The organism is Usitatibacter palustris, from assembly GCF_013003985.1.
GTDB lineage: Bacteria > Pseudomonadota > Gammaproteobacteria > Burkholderiales > Usitatibacteraceae > Usitatibacter > Usitatibacter palustris.
In genome coordinates, this window is sequence record NZ_CP053073.1 from 1,341,801 (window position 1) to 1,358,584 (window position 16,784).

At 65.2% G+C, this 16,784-nt stretch carries 10 protein-coding genes; 6 read left to right on the forward strand and 4 right to left on the reverse strand.

Going from position 1 to position 16,784, the window contains the following annotated elements; all coding sequences use genetic code 11:
* Window positions 1-22: 22 nt before the first annotated feature.
* From DSM104440_RS06930 to aceE, 4 genes are read right to left on the reverse strand one after another with little or no spacing between them, the layout of a single operon-like run.
* Window positions 23-682, reverse strand: coding sequence for a YkgJ family cysteine cluster protein (locus DSM104440_RS06930; RefSeq protein ID WP_171161300.1), 660 nt, complete (start codon window positions 680-682; stop codon window positions 23-25).
* Complete coding sequence (lpdA, locus tag DSM104440_RS06935; RefSeq protein ID WP_171161301.1) at window positions 682-2,526, reverse strand: dihydrolipoyl dehydrogenase; 1,845 nt, start codon at window positions 2,524-2,526, stop codon at window positions 682-684. Before lpdA ends, DSM104440_RS06930 begins: the two co-directional genes overlap by 1 nt.
* Before the next feature lie 10 nt (window positions 2,527-2,536).
* Window positions 2,537-3,937: a dihydrolipoyllysine-residue acetyltransferase gene (locus DSM104440_RS06940; RefSeq protein ID WP_212758249.1), complete on the reverse strand. Its 1,401-nt coding sequence runs from the start codon at window positions 3,935-3,937 to the stop codon at window positions 2,537-2,539.
* Window positions 3,938-3,983: 46 nt separating this feature from the next.
* Window positions 3,984-6,644, reverse strand: coding sequence for a pyruvate dehydrogenase (acetyl-transferring), homodimeric type (gene aceE / locus DSM104440_RS06945; RefSeq protein ID WP_171161303.1), 2,661 nt, complete (start codon window positions 6,642-6,644; stop codon window positions 3,984-3,986).
* 382 nt (window positions 6,645-7,026) lie between these two features.
* Between aceE and DSM104440_RS06950 the strand changes: the two genes are divergently transcribed.
* The 6 genes from DSM104440_RS06950 to DSM104440_RS06975 all read left to right on the forward strand — a co-directional run bounded on the left by DSM104440_RS06950 (window position 7,027) and on the right by DSM104440_RS06975 (window position 16,772).
* Window positions 7,027-7,851: a Stp1/IreP family PP2C-type Ser/Thr phosphatase gene (locus tag DSM104440_RS06950; protein WP_171161304.1), complete on the forward strand. Its 825-nt coding sequence runs from the start codon at window positions 7,027-7,029 to the stop codon at window positions 7,849-7,851.
* A gap of 34 nt (window positions 7,852-7,885) precedes the next feature.
* Window positions 7,886-8,707 carry an FHA domain-containing protein gene (locus DSM104440_RS06955; RefSeq protein ID WP_171161305.1) on the forward strand — a complete coding sequence of 274 codons (822 nt, stop codon included), beginning with the start codon at window positions 7,886-7,888 and terminating at the stop codon, window positions 8,705-8,707.
* A gap of 105 nt (window positions 8,708-8,812) precedes the next feature.
* Window positions 8,813-9,577 (forward strand): MBL fold metallo-hydrolase, encoded by a 765-nt coding sequence (locus DSM104440_RS06960; RefSeq protein WP_171161306.1) that lies wholly within the window; start codon window positions 8,813-8,815, stop codon window positions 9,575-9,577.
* Window positions 9,578-9,618: 41 nt separating this feature from the next.
* A complete protein-coding gene (locus DSM104440_RS06965; protein WP_171161307.1) occupies window positions 9,619-12,009 on the forward strand; it encodes a GspE/PulE family protein in 2,391 nt (796 codons plus the stop codon).
* Window positions 12,009-13,700, forward strand: coding sequence for an HD family phosphohydrolase (locus DSM104440_RS06970; protein ID WP_171161308.1), 1,692 nt, complete (start codon window positions 12,009-12,011; stop codon window positions 13,698-13,700). The genes DSM104440_RS06965 and DSM104440_RS06970 overlap by 1 nt, the downstream gene beginning before the upstream one ends.
* A 57-nt stretch (window positions 13,701-13,757) precedes the next feature.
* Window positions 13,758-16,772 (forward strand): spermine/spermidine synthase domain-containing protein, encoded by a 3,015-nt coding sequence (locus DSM104440_RS06975; RefSeq protein ID WP_171161309.1) that lies wholly within the window; start codon window positions 13,758-13,760, stop codon window positions 16,770-16,772.
* Window positions 16,773-16,784: the final 12 nt, after the last annotated feature.

Here is a 16,784-nt window from a genome sequence, read left to right on the forward strand (position 1 = left end):
AAAGTAAAGGGATCTGACCCCTCTACTTCACGAAGGCCTTCTTCCCGGAGCGCCAGCGGCGCTCGGCCACCGAGCCCTCGAGGGCTTCGAGCAACGCGAGGTTCATGTCCGCGCTCGTGTCGTCGAGGCCCGCGTCGCGGATGGCGTTGCGCGCCTGCGCGATGATCACCGAGGCGTTGTGCGAGATGGCACGGTGCTCCGGACTTTCGATCGAGTCGTCGGCCGGGTTCGCGTAGGAGGCCTTGCAGGTCTCGAGATTCATCGAGTTGAACTTGCGGCACTGCGCGGGCCGCGCCGCGTAGGCGGTGCAGGCGCCGTCGTTGCCCAGGAGCACGCAGGGAATGTTCGCCCGCTTGCGCGCTTCCAGCCCCATCTCGCGCGTGCGCCGCGCGTTCTCGCGAAGTTTCTCCAGCACGGCGGCAAGGCGATCGGGTGCGAACGTTCGCTTGAGCCATGCGGCGAGCGTGAAGGTCTCGGCCGGTTGCACCTCGACCTGGAGGCTGCAGCAGTAGTGGCAGCCGCGCGAGCAGGCGATCGGCACCGCGTGACCCTGGATCGTCGCGGTGATGACTTCGTCGAGCTGCTTGTGGAACGTGACGACCGCCGTCGAGAGCTTCTTCGGGTCGGCCGCACCCGCGAAGACGGCGCGGGATCGCGCGCCCCAGTCCGCCGCGTCGGCCATCAGCGCTTCGGGGGCATCAGGTCCGTGATCGTGCCTTCGACCATCTCGGCGTTGAAGTACACGGTCTCGGAGAGCGTCGGGTGCGCGTGGATCGTGAGGCCGATGTCCTCGGCGTCCGCGCCCATCTCGAGTGCCAGCACGGTCTCGGCGATGAGCTCGCCCGCGTTGATGCCCACGATCGCGGCCCCGAGGATGCGGCGGGTGCCCTTCTCGTAGAGGATCTTGGTCGCGCCTTCCTCGCGCGCCATGCCGATCGCGCGTCCGCTCGCGGCCCACGGGATCATCGCCTTCTCGTACTCGATGCCCTTCGCCTTGGCTTCCGGCTCCTGCAAACCCATCCAGGCCACTTCGGGATCCGTGTACGCAACGCTCGGGATCGTCCGGGCTTCCCACACGTGGTGGGTCATGCCCGCGATCACTTCGGCCGCGAGCTTGCCTTCGTGCGACGCCTTGTGCGCGAGCATCGGCTCGCCCACGATGTCGCCGATCGCGTAGATGTGCGGCACGTTGGTGCGCATCTGGTTGTCGACGGGAATCCAGCCGCGCTCGTCGACGTTCACACCGGCCTTGTCGGCGGCGATCGCCTTGCCATTCGGACGGCGGCCCACCGCGAGCAGCACGCGGTCGTAGATCTCCGGTGCGGGCGCGGCTTCGCCACCCTTCGCACTTTCGAACGTGGCACGCAGGCCGTTGGCCACGGCCTCGAGCTTCGCCACCTTCGTGTTGAGCAGGATTTTCTCGTAGCGTTTCTCGATGCGGCGCGCGAGCGGCTTCACGATGTCGGGATCGGCCGCGGGGATGAGGCGATCCATGAACTCGACCACCGTGACCTTCGAGCCCAGCGCGTCATAGACGGTCGCCATCTCGAGGCCGATGATGCCGCCGCCGATGATGAGCAGGCGCTTGGGAACGTCCTTCAGGTCGAGTGCGGTCGTGGAATCGAGCAGGCGCGGGTCGTCGTAGGGAAAGCCGGGAATGCGCGCCGACTGCGAGCCGGCCGCGATGATGCAGTTCTCGAACGAAACGACCTTCTTCCCTTCGGACGTTTCCACTTCGAGCGTGCGTGCACCGGTGAACTGCGCCTTGCCGGTGACGACGGTGACCTTGCGCGCCTTCGCGAGCGAGGCGAGGCCCTTGGTGAGCTTGCCCACCACGCCTTCCTTGAACTTGCGCACACCATCCAGGTCGATCTTCGCTTCGCCGAAGGTCACGCCATGGTGCGCGGCGTCCTCGGCGTCGGTGATGACCTTGGCGGTGTGCAGCAGCGCCTTCGACGGAATGCAGCCCACGTTGAGGCACACGCCGCCCAGCGTTGAGTAGCGCTCGACCAGCACGACCTTCTTGCCGAGGTCGGCGGAACGGAAGGCGGCGGTGTATCCGCCGGGACCGGAGCCCAGCACGAGCACTTCCGCGTGGTAATCCGCTTCGAGGCTCGCGAGCGTGGAGGCGAGTACCTCGCGCACCTCCGCGGCCTTCGAAGGCGAGGACGCGAGGACTGCGGCGAGTTCAGCGCCGGAAACATTGATGTCGCTTGCCGAGGTGGCCGGTGCGGGTGCCGCAGCAGGTGCGGGTGCCGTTGCGGCGGGTGCGGAGGCGGCAGCGCTTGCGGCCGTTTCGAGCATGACGATCGTCACGCCCATCGTCACCTTGTCGCCGACCTTCACCTTCACTTCCTTCACCGTGCCCGCGTGCGTCGACGGCACTTCCATCGTCGCCTTGTCCGATTCGAGCACGACGAGGGATTGCTCCTTCTCGACCGTGTCGCCCGGCTTCACGAGGACTTCGATGACGGGGACGTCCTGGAAGTCCCCGATGTCGGGGACCTTGACCTCTAGGAGTGCCATGGACGTTCCCTCAGAGCACGACGCGGCGCATGTCGGCGAGTACCTGGCCGAGATATGCCGTGAAGCGGGCAGCCGACGCGCCGTCGATGACGCGGTGGTCGTACGAGAGCGAGAGCGGGAGCATGAGGCGCGGCGCGAAAGCCTTGCCGTCCCACACGGGCTTCATCGCGGACTTCGACACGCCGAGGATCGCGACTTCGGGCGCGTTGATGATCGGCGTGAACATCGTTCCGCCGATGCCGCCGAGCGAGGAGATCGAGAACGTGCCGCCCTGCATGTCGGCCGGGCCCAGCTTTCCGTCGCGAGCCTTCGCCGCGAGCTCCGACGTTTCGCGCGCGATGTCGTTCACGCCCTTCTGGTCCGCGTTCTTGATCACGGGAACCACGAGGCCGTTGGGCGTATCGGCCGCGAAGCCGACGTTCCAGTAGTTCTTGAACACCAGGTTGTCGCCGTCGAGCGAGCTGTTGAACGCCGGGAATTTCTTGAGGGCCGCCACACTGGCCTTGATGAGGAACGCGAGCATCGTGATCTTCTGGCCCGACTTCGCATTCTCCTCGTTCACGCGAACGCGGAATGCCTCGAGCTCGGTGATGTCGGCTTCGTCGAATTGCGTGACGTGCGGGATCATCACCCAGTTGCGGGCGAGCGCGGGTCCGGAGATTTTCTGGATGCGCGAAAGGGGCTTCGCTTCGATCGGGCCGAACTTCGCGTAGTCCACCTTCGGCCATGCGGGCAGGCCGAGGTCGGAAAGACCGCCGCCTTTCGCAGCCGCGGGCGCGGGTGTCGCGAGTCCGCCGGCAAGCGCCGTCTTCACGTACGACTGGATGTCTTCCTTGAGGATGCGCGCCTTCGGGCCGGAGCCCTTTACGCGGCCGACATCCACACCGAGCTCGCGCGCGAAGCGGCGAACGCCAGGGCTTGCGTGCGCAGGCACGGCGCCTTCACGCGCGGGCAGGGGCGCTTGCTGCACGGGCGCGGTGGCCGGTGCGGGCGCGGGAGCTGGAGTGGGCGACGGCGCAGCAGGTGCCGCGGCCTTCGCTGCAGGTGCCGGTGCCGGCGCAGCCGCGGGCGGCGTTGCGGGCTTGGGCACTTCCGCGAGTTTAGGCGCGGGCATCGGGGCGGCCTTCGCAGCCGGCGCGGGTGCCGGTGCTGGTGCGGGCTTCGCGGCCGCGGCGACACCGTCGATCGTGAGGATGAGCGTGCCTTCGCTCACCGAATCGCCGACCTTCACCTTCCATTCGCGCACGACACCGGCGATCGGAGAGGGCACTTCCATCGTGGCCTTGTCGGATTCGAGGACGACGAGCGAATCGTCCTTCTTCACCGCATCGCCGGGCTTCACCAGCAGCTCGATCACCGGGACGTCCTTGAAGTCGCCGATGTCGGGCACCTTGATCTCGATCGCGGACAACGCGTTCTCCTCGTTTTCTTTTGTTGTCGTCACTACGTGCTGCGCGTTACACCGTCCAGGGCGCGGGCTTGTCGATGTCGATGCCGTATTGGCGGATCGCCTCGGCGACCTTCGCCGCGGGAACTTCGCCATCCTCGGCGAGCGCCTTCAGCGTGGCCACCACGACGTAGAAGCGATTCACCTCGAAGAAGCGCCGCAGGTTCTCGCGCGAATCGCTGCGTCCGAAGCCGTCGGTGCCGAGCACCTTGTAGCGGCGCGGCACGAACTCGCGGATCTGGTCGGCGAAGACGCGCATGTAGTCGGTCGAGGCAATCACCGGCCCCTTCGCGACACCCAGGCAGCGCTCGACGTACGACTCGCGGGCCTTCTCGGTCGGATGCATCATGTTCCAGCGCGCGGTGGCGATGCCGTCGCGGCGCAGCTCGTTGAAGCTCGGGCAGCTCCACACGTCGGCGGTGACGTCCCAGTCCTTCTTGAGCAGTTCCGCCGCGGCCATCACTTCGCGCAGGATCGTTCCGCTACCGAGCAATTGCGCGCGCGGACCTTTCGTCTCGCCGCCGTCCGTGAGCTTGTACATGCCCTTGAGGATGCCCTCGCGCGCGCCTTCGGGCAGCGCGGGGTGCGGGTAGTTCTCGTTCATCACGGTGAGGTAGTAGAAGACGTCTTCCTGCTCTTCGACCATGCGGCGCAGGCCGTCCTGCACGATCACCGCGACTTCGTAGGCGAACGTGGGGTCGTACGAGCGGCAGTTCGGGATCGTCGACGAGAGCACGTGGCTGTGGCCGTCCTCGTGCTGCAGGCCTTCGCCGTTCAACGTCGTGCGCCCGGCCGTACCGCCGACGAGGAAGCCGCGCGCGCGCATGTCGCCGGAAGCCCACGCGAGGTCGCCGATGCGCTGCATGCCGAACATCGAGTAGAAGATGTAGAACGGGATCATCGGCACGTTGTTGTTGGAGTACGACGTCGCCGCCGCCATCCACGAGCACATCGCGCCCGCCTCGTTGATGCCTTCCTGCAGGATCTGCCCGCTCTTGTCTTCCTTGTAGAACATGAGCTGGTCGGAATCCTCCGGCTCGTAGAGCTGGCCGAGCGAGGAGTAGATGCCGAGCTGCCGGAACAGGCCCTCCATGCCGAACGTGCGCGATTCATCCGGCACGATCGGTACGACGTTCTTGCCGAGCGCCTTGTCCTTGACGAGCGCGGTGAGCATCCGCACGAACGCCATCGTCGTGGAGATCTCGCGTCCCGCGGCGGTCGCTTCGAGCAGCGCCTTGAACGATTCGAGCTTCGGCGCTTCGAGCTTCGTGGTCTTCGAGCGGCGCTGCGGCAGCGATCCGCCGCGCTGGCCGCGCAGCTCCTTCAGGTATTTCATCTCCGGCGCATCGGCGGCCGGCTTGTAATACGGCAGGTCGGCGATCTTGTCGTCGGCGATCGGGATGTTGAAGCGGTCGCGGAACTGCTTGAGCGCTTCGACGGGCATCTTCTTCTGCTGGTGCGCGATGTTCTTGCCTTCGCCCACCGCACCCATGCCGTAGCCCTTCACGGTCTTCGCGAGGATCACCGTCGGCTGGCCCTTGTGGCGCATCGCCGCGGCATAGGCCGCGTAGACCTTGTTCGGATCATGGCCGCCGCGGTTCAGGCGCCACACGTCCTCGTCGGACATGTTCGCCACGCGCGCCTTGAGCTCCGGGTACTTGCCGAAGAAGTGCTCGCGCACGTACGCGCCGTCGCGGCTCTTGAACTTCTGGTATTCGCCGTCGACCGCTTCTTCCATCCGGCGCAGGAGCAGGCCGTCGTTGTCGCGGGCGATGAGCGGATCCCAGTAGCCGCCCCAGATCACCTTGATCACGTTCCAGCCGGCGCCCCGGAACTCGGCCTCGAGCTCCTGGATGATCTTGCCGTTGCCTCGCACCGGGCCGTCGAGTCGCTGCAGGTTGCAGTTCACGACGAAGATGAGGTTGTCGAGGCTCTCGCGCGATGCGAGGCCGATGGCGCCGAGCGACTCGGGCTCGTCCATCTCGCCGTCGCCCATGAACGCCCAGACCTTCCGGTTCTCGGTCTTCGCCATGCCGCGATGCTCGAGGTAGCGGAGAAACCGCGCCTGGTAGATCGCCTGGATCGGGCCGAGGCCCATCGATACCGTGGGGAACTGCCAGAAATCGGGCATGAGCCACGGGTGCGGATAGCTCGCGATGCCCTGGCCGTCGACTTCCTGCCGGAACATGTCGAGCTGCGCTTCGGTGAGGCGTCCTTCGAGGAACGCGCGCGCATAGACACCGGGCGAGGAGTGACCCTGGATGTAGAGGAGGTCGCCGCCGTGGGTTTCGGTAGGCGCGTTCCAGAAATGGTTGAAGCCGACGTCATAGAGCGTGGCCGCGGACGAGAAGCTCGCGATATGGCCGCCGAGATCGAGGTCCTTCTTGCCGCCGCGCAGCACCATCGCCACCGCGTTCCAGCGCACGATCGAGCGCAGCCGCGCTTCCATCTCGCTGTCGCCGGGCATCCGCTCCTCGAGGTGGGGCGGGATGGTGTTGATGTACGCGGTGTTCGCGCTGTAGGGCAGGTAGGCGCCCGAGCGGCGCGCCTTGTCGACGAGTTGCTCGAGCAGGAAGTGGGCGCGTTGCGGCCCTTCGATCTCGAGAACGGCGTCGAGCGAATCGACCCATTCGCGGGTTTCCAGCGGGTCGACGTCTTGCAAGCGGTCCATGATTTGGCCTCGCGAAAGGGGATTCCGGGGAAGTCTGTTCGATGAACATCCGGGGCTGCGAAGATGCCCCGCAGATCGAATCGTATAATGCCAGCGGCATGGCCGGAAGGCCACGATTTCCGGCCGCTTGGGCCCGAAAGTCTCGTGCAAAATCAGGGACATCGGGGCGGAACCGGGATTCTTTCTCAATAATACTTTTTAAGTTATTATAAAAGCGAGTTTTTGCGCGTTTCGCTGAGGGGTGCGGGTCGGCCGTAGGAACGCAAACAAGACAGAACCGACAAGAGACCGGAACGGCGATGGAAAAGTGGGCGCACTGCAAAGGGGATTCGAGCACGCACGTGGTCGCGCGCGCGCGCGTCCCGGCGCCTCGGAGGTGCGCATGACCCTTTCCACGGCGCTGCATCAGGCGAGCCAGACGGATCCGGGTCGCGTACGCGACCACAACGAAGATTGCATCGAAGCACGTCCGGAGATCGGCCTGTACGTGCTGGCCGATGGAATGGGGGGATACAACGCCGGCGAAGTCGCCAGCGGCATGGCTACCTCGCTCATCTCCGATGGATTGCAGGAAACGTGGCGGCCGAGGGATGTCGACCGGCTGGGCCGCGAGGAAGCGAAGGCGCTGTCCGAGAAGCTGATCGTGGAGCAGGTGGCGCGCGCGAACAGCGCGATCTTCACGACCTCGCAGAACAACCCGGAATGCGCGGGGATGGGCACCACGCTGGTGGTGTGCCTGTTCTACGACAACTTCCTCACGGTCGCGCACATCGGCGACTCGCGGCTCTACCGGCTGCGCGGGGAAGTGATGGAGCAGGTGACCCGCGACCACTCGCTGCTGCAGGAGCAACTCGATTCGGGCCTCATCACGGCGGAAGAGGCCAAGCTTTCGCAGAACAAGAATCTGGTGACGCGCGCCCTGGGCATCGACCCGACGGTCGAGACCGAGGTGCACGTGTACGAGACGCAGCCCGAAGATACGTACGTGCTGTGTTCGGACGGGTTGAGCGACATGGTCGAGGACGAGGAGATCCGGTTGACGCTGATCACGCTGAAAACCAATCCCACGCTGACGGTTCAGCAGCTCGTCCAGGCCGCGAACGACAACGGGGGCCGGGACAACATCTCGGCCATGCTGATCCGGGTCGCGGAGCCTTTCGGCGTCGCGCGCGGCTGGCTCGCCCGCCTCAAGTCAATTTTCAGGTAACGCACACAATAAGCACCACGCAAGGACAACGACCATGGCCAAGCTGATCCTGAGTGTCGACGGGCAAGTGCTCAAGGAGCACACGCTCTCCAAGGAGCGAACCCTCATCGGCAGGAAGCCGCATAACGACATCCAGATCGACAACCTCGCGGTCAGTGGCGAGCACGCGGCGATCATCACGATCCTCAATGACTCGTTCATCGAGGACCTGGGCTCGACCAACGGCACCATGGTCAACGGGAAGCCGGTCAAGAAACACTTCCTCCAGAACAACGACGTCATCGAGATCGGCAAGCACAAGCTCAAGTACTTCAACGACGCGCCCACCGCGACGAGCGCGGCGGACTTCGAGAAGACCATGATCATCCGCAGCCCGAAGGCTGCGCCGCCACCCGCTGCCGCCGCGCCGGCCGCGCCCAACCTCGGCGATACGCAAACCGGGATGAAGGCGTTCGTGCCCGAGCCCAAGGCGGCCGCCACGGTTCCGCCGGCGCCGTCCCCGGTCGCTCCTCCGGCTCCGCCGCCCCCGCCGCCTGCCGCGGCCGCCCCGGCTGCCGCCGGCGGTGGTGCTGCCGGTGGCGCCAGCTCGCTGCGCGAAGCGGCCATCCAGGTGCTTTCGGGCGCCGCGGCCGGCCGTACCCTCGACCTCACCAAGAACCTGACCACGATCGGCAAGCCCGGCTTGCAGGTGGCGGTGATCACGAAGCGCCCGAACGGCTACTTCGTCACCCACGTGGAAGGGGCTACCTACCCGACGCTCAATGGCGCGTCGCTGGGGGCGCAGGCTCACATGCTCAACGACCACGACCTCATCGAGATCGCGGGCGTGAAGATGGAGTTCTTCTACAAGCCTTGAGCCGGATGCCGCGCGGTGCACGAAAATTCTGTGCGCTGGTGCACAATCGGGCCCCAAGCTTGCGCCCATAATTAGGGCGAGGGCCGCGGCGCCCGAGGACTGGAGATGCGGATCAGGGTACTGGGCTGCAGCGGCGGCATCGGCGGAAGCCTGCGCACGACCGCGCTGCTGGTCGACGACGATGTGTTGATCGACGCCGGGACCGGCGTCGGCGACCTGCCGCTCGAAGGTCTGGCGAAGATCGACCACATCTTCGTGAGTCACTCGCACCTCGACCACGTGACGAGCATCCCGTTCCTGGTGGATACGGTGTGCTGGATGCGGCGCACGCCGATCGTGGTCTACGCCATCGCCGAAACGCTCGACATCCTGAGGTCGCACCTCTTCAACTGGAAGCTATGGCCCGATTTCACCCAGATTCCGGATGCCGAGAAGCCCTTCATGATCTATCGCGAGATCAAGGTGGGTGAGACCGTCGAGATCGACGGCCGGCGAATCACCGCGATTCCGGCTAACCACACCGTACCCGCCGTCGGCTACATGCTCGACTCGGGCAAGGCCTCCCTCGTGTACAGCGGCGACACCACGGTGAACGATGGCCTGTGGAAAGCCGTGAACGAGGCGAAGAACCTCAAGTACCTCGTGATCGAGACGGCCTTCTCCAACAAGGAGCAGGACGTCGCCACCGCATCGAAGCACCTGTGCCCGATGACGCTCGCCTCGGAACTGGCCAAGATGCATGGCCATCCCGAGGTGTTCATCACGCACTTGAAGCCCGGAGAGGGCGCGCTCACCATGAGGGAAATCGGCGTGGCCGCAGGACGCTGGCGGCCGCGGATGCTCGAGACGGGCCAGGAATTTTCGCTCTAACCCCCGTGAATTTGACGGACTAAAGATCGGCAGGTGTGACCATGAGCGCAGTATTGGAACCACGGACCACGGGATCGGCGAACGTCGCCGACATGAGCGCGAAGCTCGCGTTCTCGAAGAAGATCCAGGTCGTCACGAACCGGATCCACTCGACCGCGAACGTCGACGAAATCATCCTCGATGTCTCCCGCGACATCTGCCAGCTGTTCGAGGCGGATCGCATGACGGTCTACATCACCAGCGAGGACGGCGGGTCGATCGTCTCGAAGGTGAAGACGGGCCTCAATTCGTTCAAGGACATCAAGCTGCCGATTTCCGAATCGTCGCTTGCGGGCTTCGCGGCGCTCAACAAGCGCCACATGAACATCAAGGACGTCTACGACGACGCCGAGCTCAAGACGTACTCGCCCAACCTCGCGTTCCTGAAGGCCGTCGACCAGCGCACGGGGTATCGCTCCAAGCAGATGCTGATCGCGCCCATCCTGGGTGGCGAGACCGGCACGGACCTCATGGGGGTCGTGCAGCTCATCAACAACCTCTCGGGCCAGCCGTTCTCCGCGCTGCACGACGAAGGCGTGGTGGAGCTCTCGAAGACGCTCGCGATCGCCTTCCGCGTGCGCCAGTCGATGCCCGGGTCGATCCAGTCGAAGTTCGAGTACCTGGTGATCGACAACGTGATCGCGGCCGGCGAGCTCGAGCTCGCCACGCGCACCGCGCGGCGCAAGAACAAGAACGTCGAGGACATCCTCGTCGAGGAGTTCCAGGTGAAGCCGCAGGCGATCGGCGCGGCGCTCGCGAAGTTCTTCGGCGTCGACTACGAGCCGTTCAAGGCCGACCGCATCAAGTCGATGGACCTGCTCAAGAACATCAAGCGCGACTACGCCGAGAGCAACCACTGGGTTCCGCTCGAGGACAGCAAGGCGGGCATCGTCATCATGTCCACCGATCCGGAGCGCGTGAAGAGCTCGCGCATGGTGGAGAACGTCTTCCCGCGCGCGAAGTTCGTCTACAAGGTCACGTCCGAGAAGGACTTCAAGCTCACGCTCGACCAGTACTTCGGGGCCGAAGGCGCGGGTGGGGGCAGCAACGAATCCATCGGCGACCTGCTCTCGAGCCTGGACGACGAGGAGGATGCCATCGCGAGCGGGGGCGTCGATGAAGTCTCGGCGGCCGCGGACAACGAGCTCGTGAAGCTCGTGAACAAGATCATCGTGGACGCGTACAACCAGGGCGCCTCCGATATCCACATCGAACCGCTGCCTGGCAAGGGCAAGGTGGGCATCCGCTTCCGCAAGGACGGTTCACTCGCGAATTACATCGAAGTGCCGGCCTCCTACCGCCAGGCGCTCGTCACGCGCCTGAAGATCATGTGCGACCTGGACATCTCGGAGAAGAGAAAGCCCCAGGACGGCAAGATCAAGTTCAAGAAATACGGACCGCTCGACATCGAGCTGCGGGTCGCGACCATTCCGACCGCGGGTGGCGTCGAGGACGTCGTGATGCGGATCCTGGCCGCGGGCGAGCCGATCCCGCTCGACAAGCTGGGCGTGCTGCCGGCCAACATGGAGCGGCTGAAGGCCTGCGTGTCCAAGCCCTATGGCCTGTTCTTCGTCTGCGGACCGACGGGTTCGGGCAAGACGACCACGCTGCACTCGGTGCTGGGCTTCCTCAACACCGTCGACACAAAAATCTGGACCGCGGAAGACCCGGTCGAAATCACGCAGAAGGGACTGCGCCAGTGCCAGGTGAACCCGAAGGCGGGGTTCACGTTCGCCACGGCGATGAAATCGTTCCTCCGCGCGGACCCGGACATCATCATGGTCGGTGAAATGCGCGACAAGGACACGACGTCCATCGGCATCGAGGCGTCGCTCACGGGCCACTTGGTGTTCGCCACGCTGCACACGAACTCCGCGCCCGAATCGATCATCCGCCTGCTCGACATGGGCATGGACCCCTTCAACTTCGCCGACGCGCTGCTCGGGATCCTCGCGCAGCGTCTCGCCAAGCGCCTGTGCAAGTGCAAGGAGGCGTACACGCCGACCCAGGAGGAAGTGAAGCACTTCATCGCCGAGTACTGCGAGGAGCTCAAGAACACCGACGAGTTCAAGAAGGACCTGAACGCCGGCTACAAGCGGGTGTTCGAGCGCTTCCAGAAGGACTACGGCTTCGGCAAGAGCGACTACGTGATGTACAAGGCGAAGGGCTGCGACATCTGCGGCGGCTCGGGCTACAAGGGTCGCTGCGGCCTGCACGAGTTGATGGTGGGCACGGACGCCGCGAAGAAGCTCATCGTGGAGCATGCTCGCGTCGCGCAGCTGTTCACCCAGGCGCTCGCCGACGGGATGCTGACCCTCAAGATGGACGGCATGGAAAAGGTGCTTCAGGGCGTGACCGACATGCCCTGTGTCCGGGCGGTCTGCATCAAGTAATGGCCACGCGGCGCGACGAGTTGCGCGCAGTTCCGATCGCCGCCCGCGGCGGCACCTCGGAGCTCGCGCACTCGCTCGAGACGCACTTCCTCTCCAAGCTCGAGTACCTCAACGCGATCGGCATCGCGCTCTCGCAGGAGCGCGACATCAACACGCTGCTCGAGACGATCCTCATCGCCGCGAAGAACCTCACGCGCGCCGATGCCGGGACGCTCTACCGCCTCGTGGGCGACAAGCTGCAGTTCGAGATCGTGCGCACCGACAGCCTGTCGATCGCGATGGGCGGCACCTCCGGCAATCCCGTTCCGTTCTACCCGATCCCGCTGCACGACAAGGACGGCAAGCCCAACAACACGATGATCGCGGCCTACGCCGCGCTCAACAACAAGACGGTCAACGTCGCCGACGCGTACACCGAGGAGGGCTTCGACTTCTCGGGCACGCGCAACTTCGACAAGCGCACGGGTTACCGCTCGACGTCCTTCCTCACGGTTCCGATGAAGAACCATGAGGGCGACATCATCGGCGTGCTGCAGCTGCTGAACGCGACGGACCCGGCCACCCGCCGGGTCACGAGCTTCGGCGAGGAAGACCAGCGCCTGGCCGAATCGCTCGCCTCGCAGGCGGCGATCGCGCTCACCAATCGCCTGCTCATCCAGCAGCTCGAGGTGCTCTTCGAATCCCTGATCGAGCTGATCAACACCGCGATCGACGACAAGAGCCCGTACACCGGCGGCCACTGCAAGCGCGTGCCCACGCTCACGATGATGCTCGCGGAAGCGGCGCATGCCGCGGCGGACGGTCCGCTCAAGGATTTCCGCATGACGGAGAAGGACCGCTACGAGCTGAAGATCGCGGGCCTGCTCCACGACTGCGGAAAGATCACGACACCCGTGCACGTCGTCGACAAGGCGACCAAGCTGCAGACGATCTTCGACCGCATCGAGCTCGTCGCCACGCGCTTCGAGGTCCTCAAGCGCGAAGCCGAGGTCGAGATGATGCGCGGCAAGCTCGCGGCGCGCGAGGCGCACGACGAAGCGAGCGAGCGCCGCGCCGAGGAAGCCTTCGCGGCGAAGATCCGGCAGTACGACGACGATCGCGAATTCCTGCGCCGAACGAACATCGGCGGCGAACGCATGCGCGCCGAGGACCAGGCGCGCGTCTCCCAGATCGCGAAATACCAGTTGCGCAACGAGAAGGGCGAGCTCGAGCGCTTCCTTTCGAAGGACGAGGAATCCAACCTCAACATCGCCGCGGGCACGCTGAACCCGGGCGAGCGCGAGATCATCAATCACCACATCGTCGCCACGATCAAGATGCTCGAGGCCCTGCCGTGGCCGCGCCACCTGGTGAACGTGCCCGAGTACGCCGGCGGCCACCACGAGCGCATGGACGGCAAGGGCTACCCCAAGGGGCTCACGCGCGAGCAGATGAGCGTCCAGGCCCGGGTCATGGGGATCGCCGACATTTTCGAGGCACTAACTGCCAAGGATCGTCCATACAAGCCGGGCAAGACCCTGTCGGAATCCCTGGGCATTCTCGGACGCTTCAAGGAGAACGGCCATATCGACCCGGACCTCTTCGACATTTTCGTTCGCGAGAAGGTGTATCTCGGCTATGCGCGGGAATTCCTCGACCCCGAGCAGATCGACGAAGTGAACGAGTCCCAGATCCCGGGCTACAGGCCCTGAGGCACGCTTCCTGCTAGCAAGCGCAGGCTTTCCCTTAACGAACCCGAACTGCTCCCCATGACGACACGAATCCCCGTGGGCGTTTTCTTCGCCCTGTTCACCATTTCCGGATTCGCCGGACTCATCTACGAGTCCATCTGGAGCCACTACCTCAAGCTCTTCCTGGGCCACGCGGCCTACGCGCAGACGCTCGTGCTCGCGATCTTCATGGGCGGCATGGCGATCGGCTCGTGGCTCGTGAGCCGTTTCACGCACCGGATCCCGAACCTGCTGATGGGGTATGCGATCGCCGAGCTTGGCATCGGCGTGCTCGCGATCACCTTCCATGGAATGTTCGTCGGCGTGATCGACTGGGCATTCGTCTCGGTGATCCCGGCGCTTGGTTCCCCCGGTGCGGTTGATCTATTCAAGTGGGCACTGGCCTCGGCGCTGATCCTTCCGGCGTCGATGCTGCTGGGTTCGACATTCCCGTTGATGAGCGCGGGGATCATGCGGCTCTATCCCACCGACAGCACGCGAACGCTTTCGTGGCTGTACTTCACTAACGGCTTCGGCGCGTCCATCGGCGTGCTCGCGAGCGGGTTCTACCTGATCGAACGCCTCGGCCTCCCGGGAACGATCCTGACCGCGGGCATCATGAACGTGGGCCTCGCGCTCCTCGTATGGGCCCTGTCGAAAGCCCTTACCGCCCGCGCGCCCGAGCGCACGGTGGCGGCCGACGCGACCAAGCGGCTCACGCTGGCCATCGCAGGCATCGCATTCGTCACGGGCGCCGCGTCGTTCATGTACGAGATCGCGTGGATCCGCATGCTTACGATGGGCCTGGGTGCCTCGACGCATGCGTTCGAGCTGATGCTCTCGGCCTTCATCCTGGGCATGGCGATCGGCGGGTTGGTGCTCGCCCTTCGGGCGCCGCGGCAGGAGCGCCAGGGTGTGTGGCTCGCCGGCATCCTGTTCGCCAAGGGATTCCTCGCGGTGCTCGCGATCGCCTCCTATGCGCAGGTGCTCGAGTTCATCGGCTGGATGATGACGGCGCTCAATCGCACCGAGAGCGGCTACGTGCTGCTCAACGTCGCCGGTCACTGGTCGTCGATGGCGGTGATGTTCCCCGCGGCGATGTGCGCGGGCATGACCTTGCCGCTGGCCACGGCGTTCCTGCTCTCGCGCGGCGGCGGCGAAGCCTCGATCGGCCGCGTCTACGCGGCCAACACGGCCGGTTGCATCGTCGGCGCGGCATTCTCCACGCACGTCGGCATGGAATTGCTCGGCGTGAAGGGGCTCACGGGTTTCGGCGCGGCCTGCGACATCGCCATGGGTGCCGCCGTGGCACTCCTCGTGACCAAGAGCATCCGCACAGCGTGGCGTCCCGCCGTTGCGATTGCGATCGTGGCGGTGGCGACGTTCTCCGCCCTCGACCTCAACAAGCTGAAGATGGCGTCGGGCGTGTTTCGCAGCGGCGAGTTCCTCGATCCCGCGATCTGGAACATCGAGTACTACAAGGATGGCAAGACCGCGACGATCTCAGTGACCGGCGACGGCAAGCTTCGCGCGATCCGCACCAACGGCAAGCCCGATGCGGGCCTCATGTTCAGTCCGGCCAATCCGCCCACGTGGGACGAATCCACGATGGTGCTGATCGCCGGCCTCGCGCTCGCGCACAAGCCCGACGCCAAGACCATCGCCAACATCGGCTTCGGGTCGGGCCTCACGACCGTCGCGCTGCTGGGGTCGGACAAGGTGCAGGTGGTCGACACGATCGAGATCGAGCCGGCGATGGTCGAAGGCGCGCGCCTGTTCGAGAAATTCAATGCCGCGGCCTATTCCGATCCGCGCAGCCACATCCGCATCGAGGATGCGAAGACGTTCTTCGCGGCGAACCGCTCCAAGTACGACGTGATCGTCTCCGAGCCGTCCAACCCGTGGGTGAGCGGCGTGGCGACGCTCTTCTCCGACGAGTTCTACGCGCGCATGCGCAACCACATCAACGAGGGCGGCTTCCTCATGCAGTGGATGCACGTCTACGAGATCGATTTCGACCTCGTGTCGTCCGTCCTGAAGGCGCTCGGCCGCAATTTCTCCGACTACCGCATCTACACCACGCAGCCGGGCGACATCTTCATCGTCGCCGCGCGCGACGGCAAGGTGCCAGAGTTGAGCGACGACCTGTTCCAGCAGCCCAAGGTGCGCGAGAGGCTCAACCGCGTGGGCTACCACTCCCTCGCGGAAATGCGCCTCGACCTGGTGGCCACGCGGCGCGTGATCGAGCCGCTCGTGAACCAGGGGCGCTATCCGATGAACTCGGATTACTTCCCGGTCATCGACCAGCACGCCGCGAAGGCGCGCTTCACGAAGGCCAACGCGCTCGAGTTCAACAACATTCCCAAGACGTTCATCCCCTTCGGCGCGCTCTTCGGCCAGGATTCGCGCATCCAGATCGAGGAACTGAGCAAGCCGAGCAGCGTCGCCTCCAAGCGCGTCGGCGAGGCCCACGTCGCGGTCGAGATGGCCAACGTGTTCCTGACCAACGCTCCGCCGGGCAAGCGCCTCGCGCCCTCGGGACGCATCCAGGCTTCGCTCGCGCGCGAAGGCCTGACGAACTGCTCGCTCGACGGCACGTTCTGGGTGGATGCCCTCGAGGACATGCTGCGATCGGTGACGCCGGTGCTGCGTGGATCCGTCAACGACCGCATCTTCTCCAATGTTCGCGGTTCGGCCTGCTTCAAGAACCTGGCGGCGCCGGAAAAGGACCGCGTCGCGCTCTACGAGGCGTTCGCGAAGCTCGATGCGCCGGCGATGAAGGACCTCAGCGATCGCCTGCTGGCGGCGCGCAGCTGGAACGCGAGCGACCGGACGACGTTCGTCCTCGCGGGTACCAGCGCGCGCATCGCGATGGGTGACCTCAAGGGGGGACGCCAATTCTGGGAGCAACATCGCGACCGCATCCTCGTGCGGATCTCGACCCAGATTCCCGTGCGCGCGATGCTCGCCCACCTCTATCCGACCGCACCCGATGGAACGAAGGTGCCGGAGGAGGATGTCGAGAAGGCCGGCGACCGACCGGCCGGACGTTGACCGGCGCGAGGC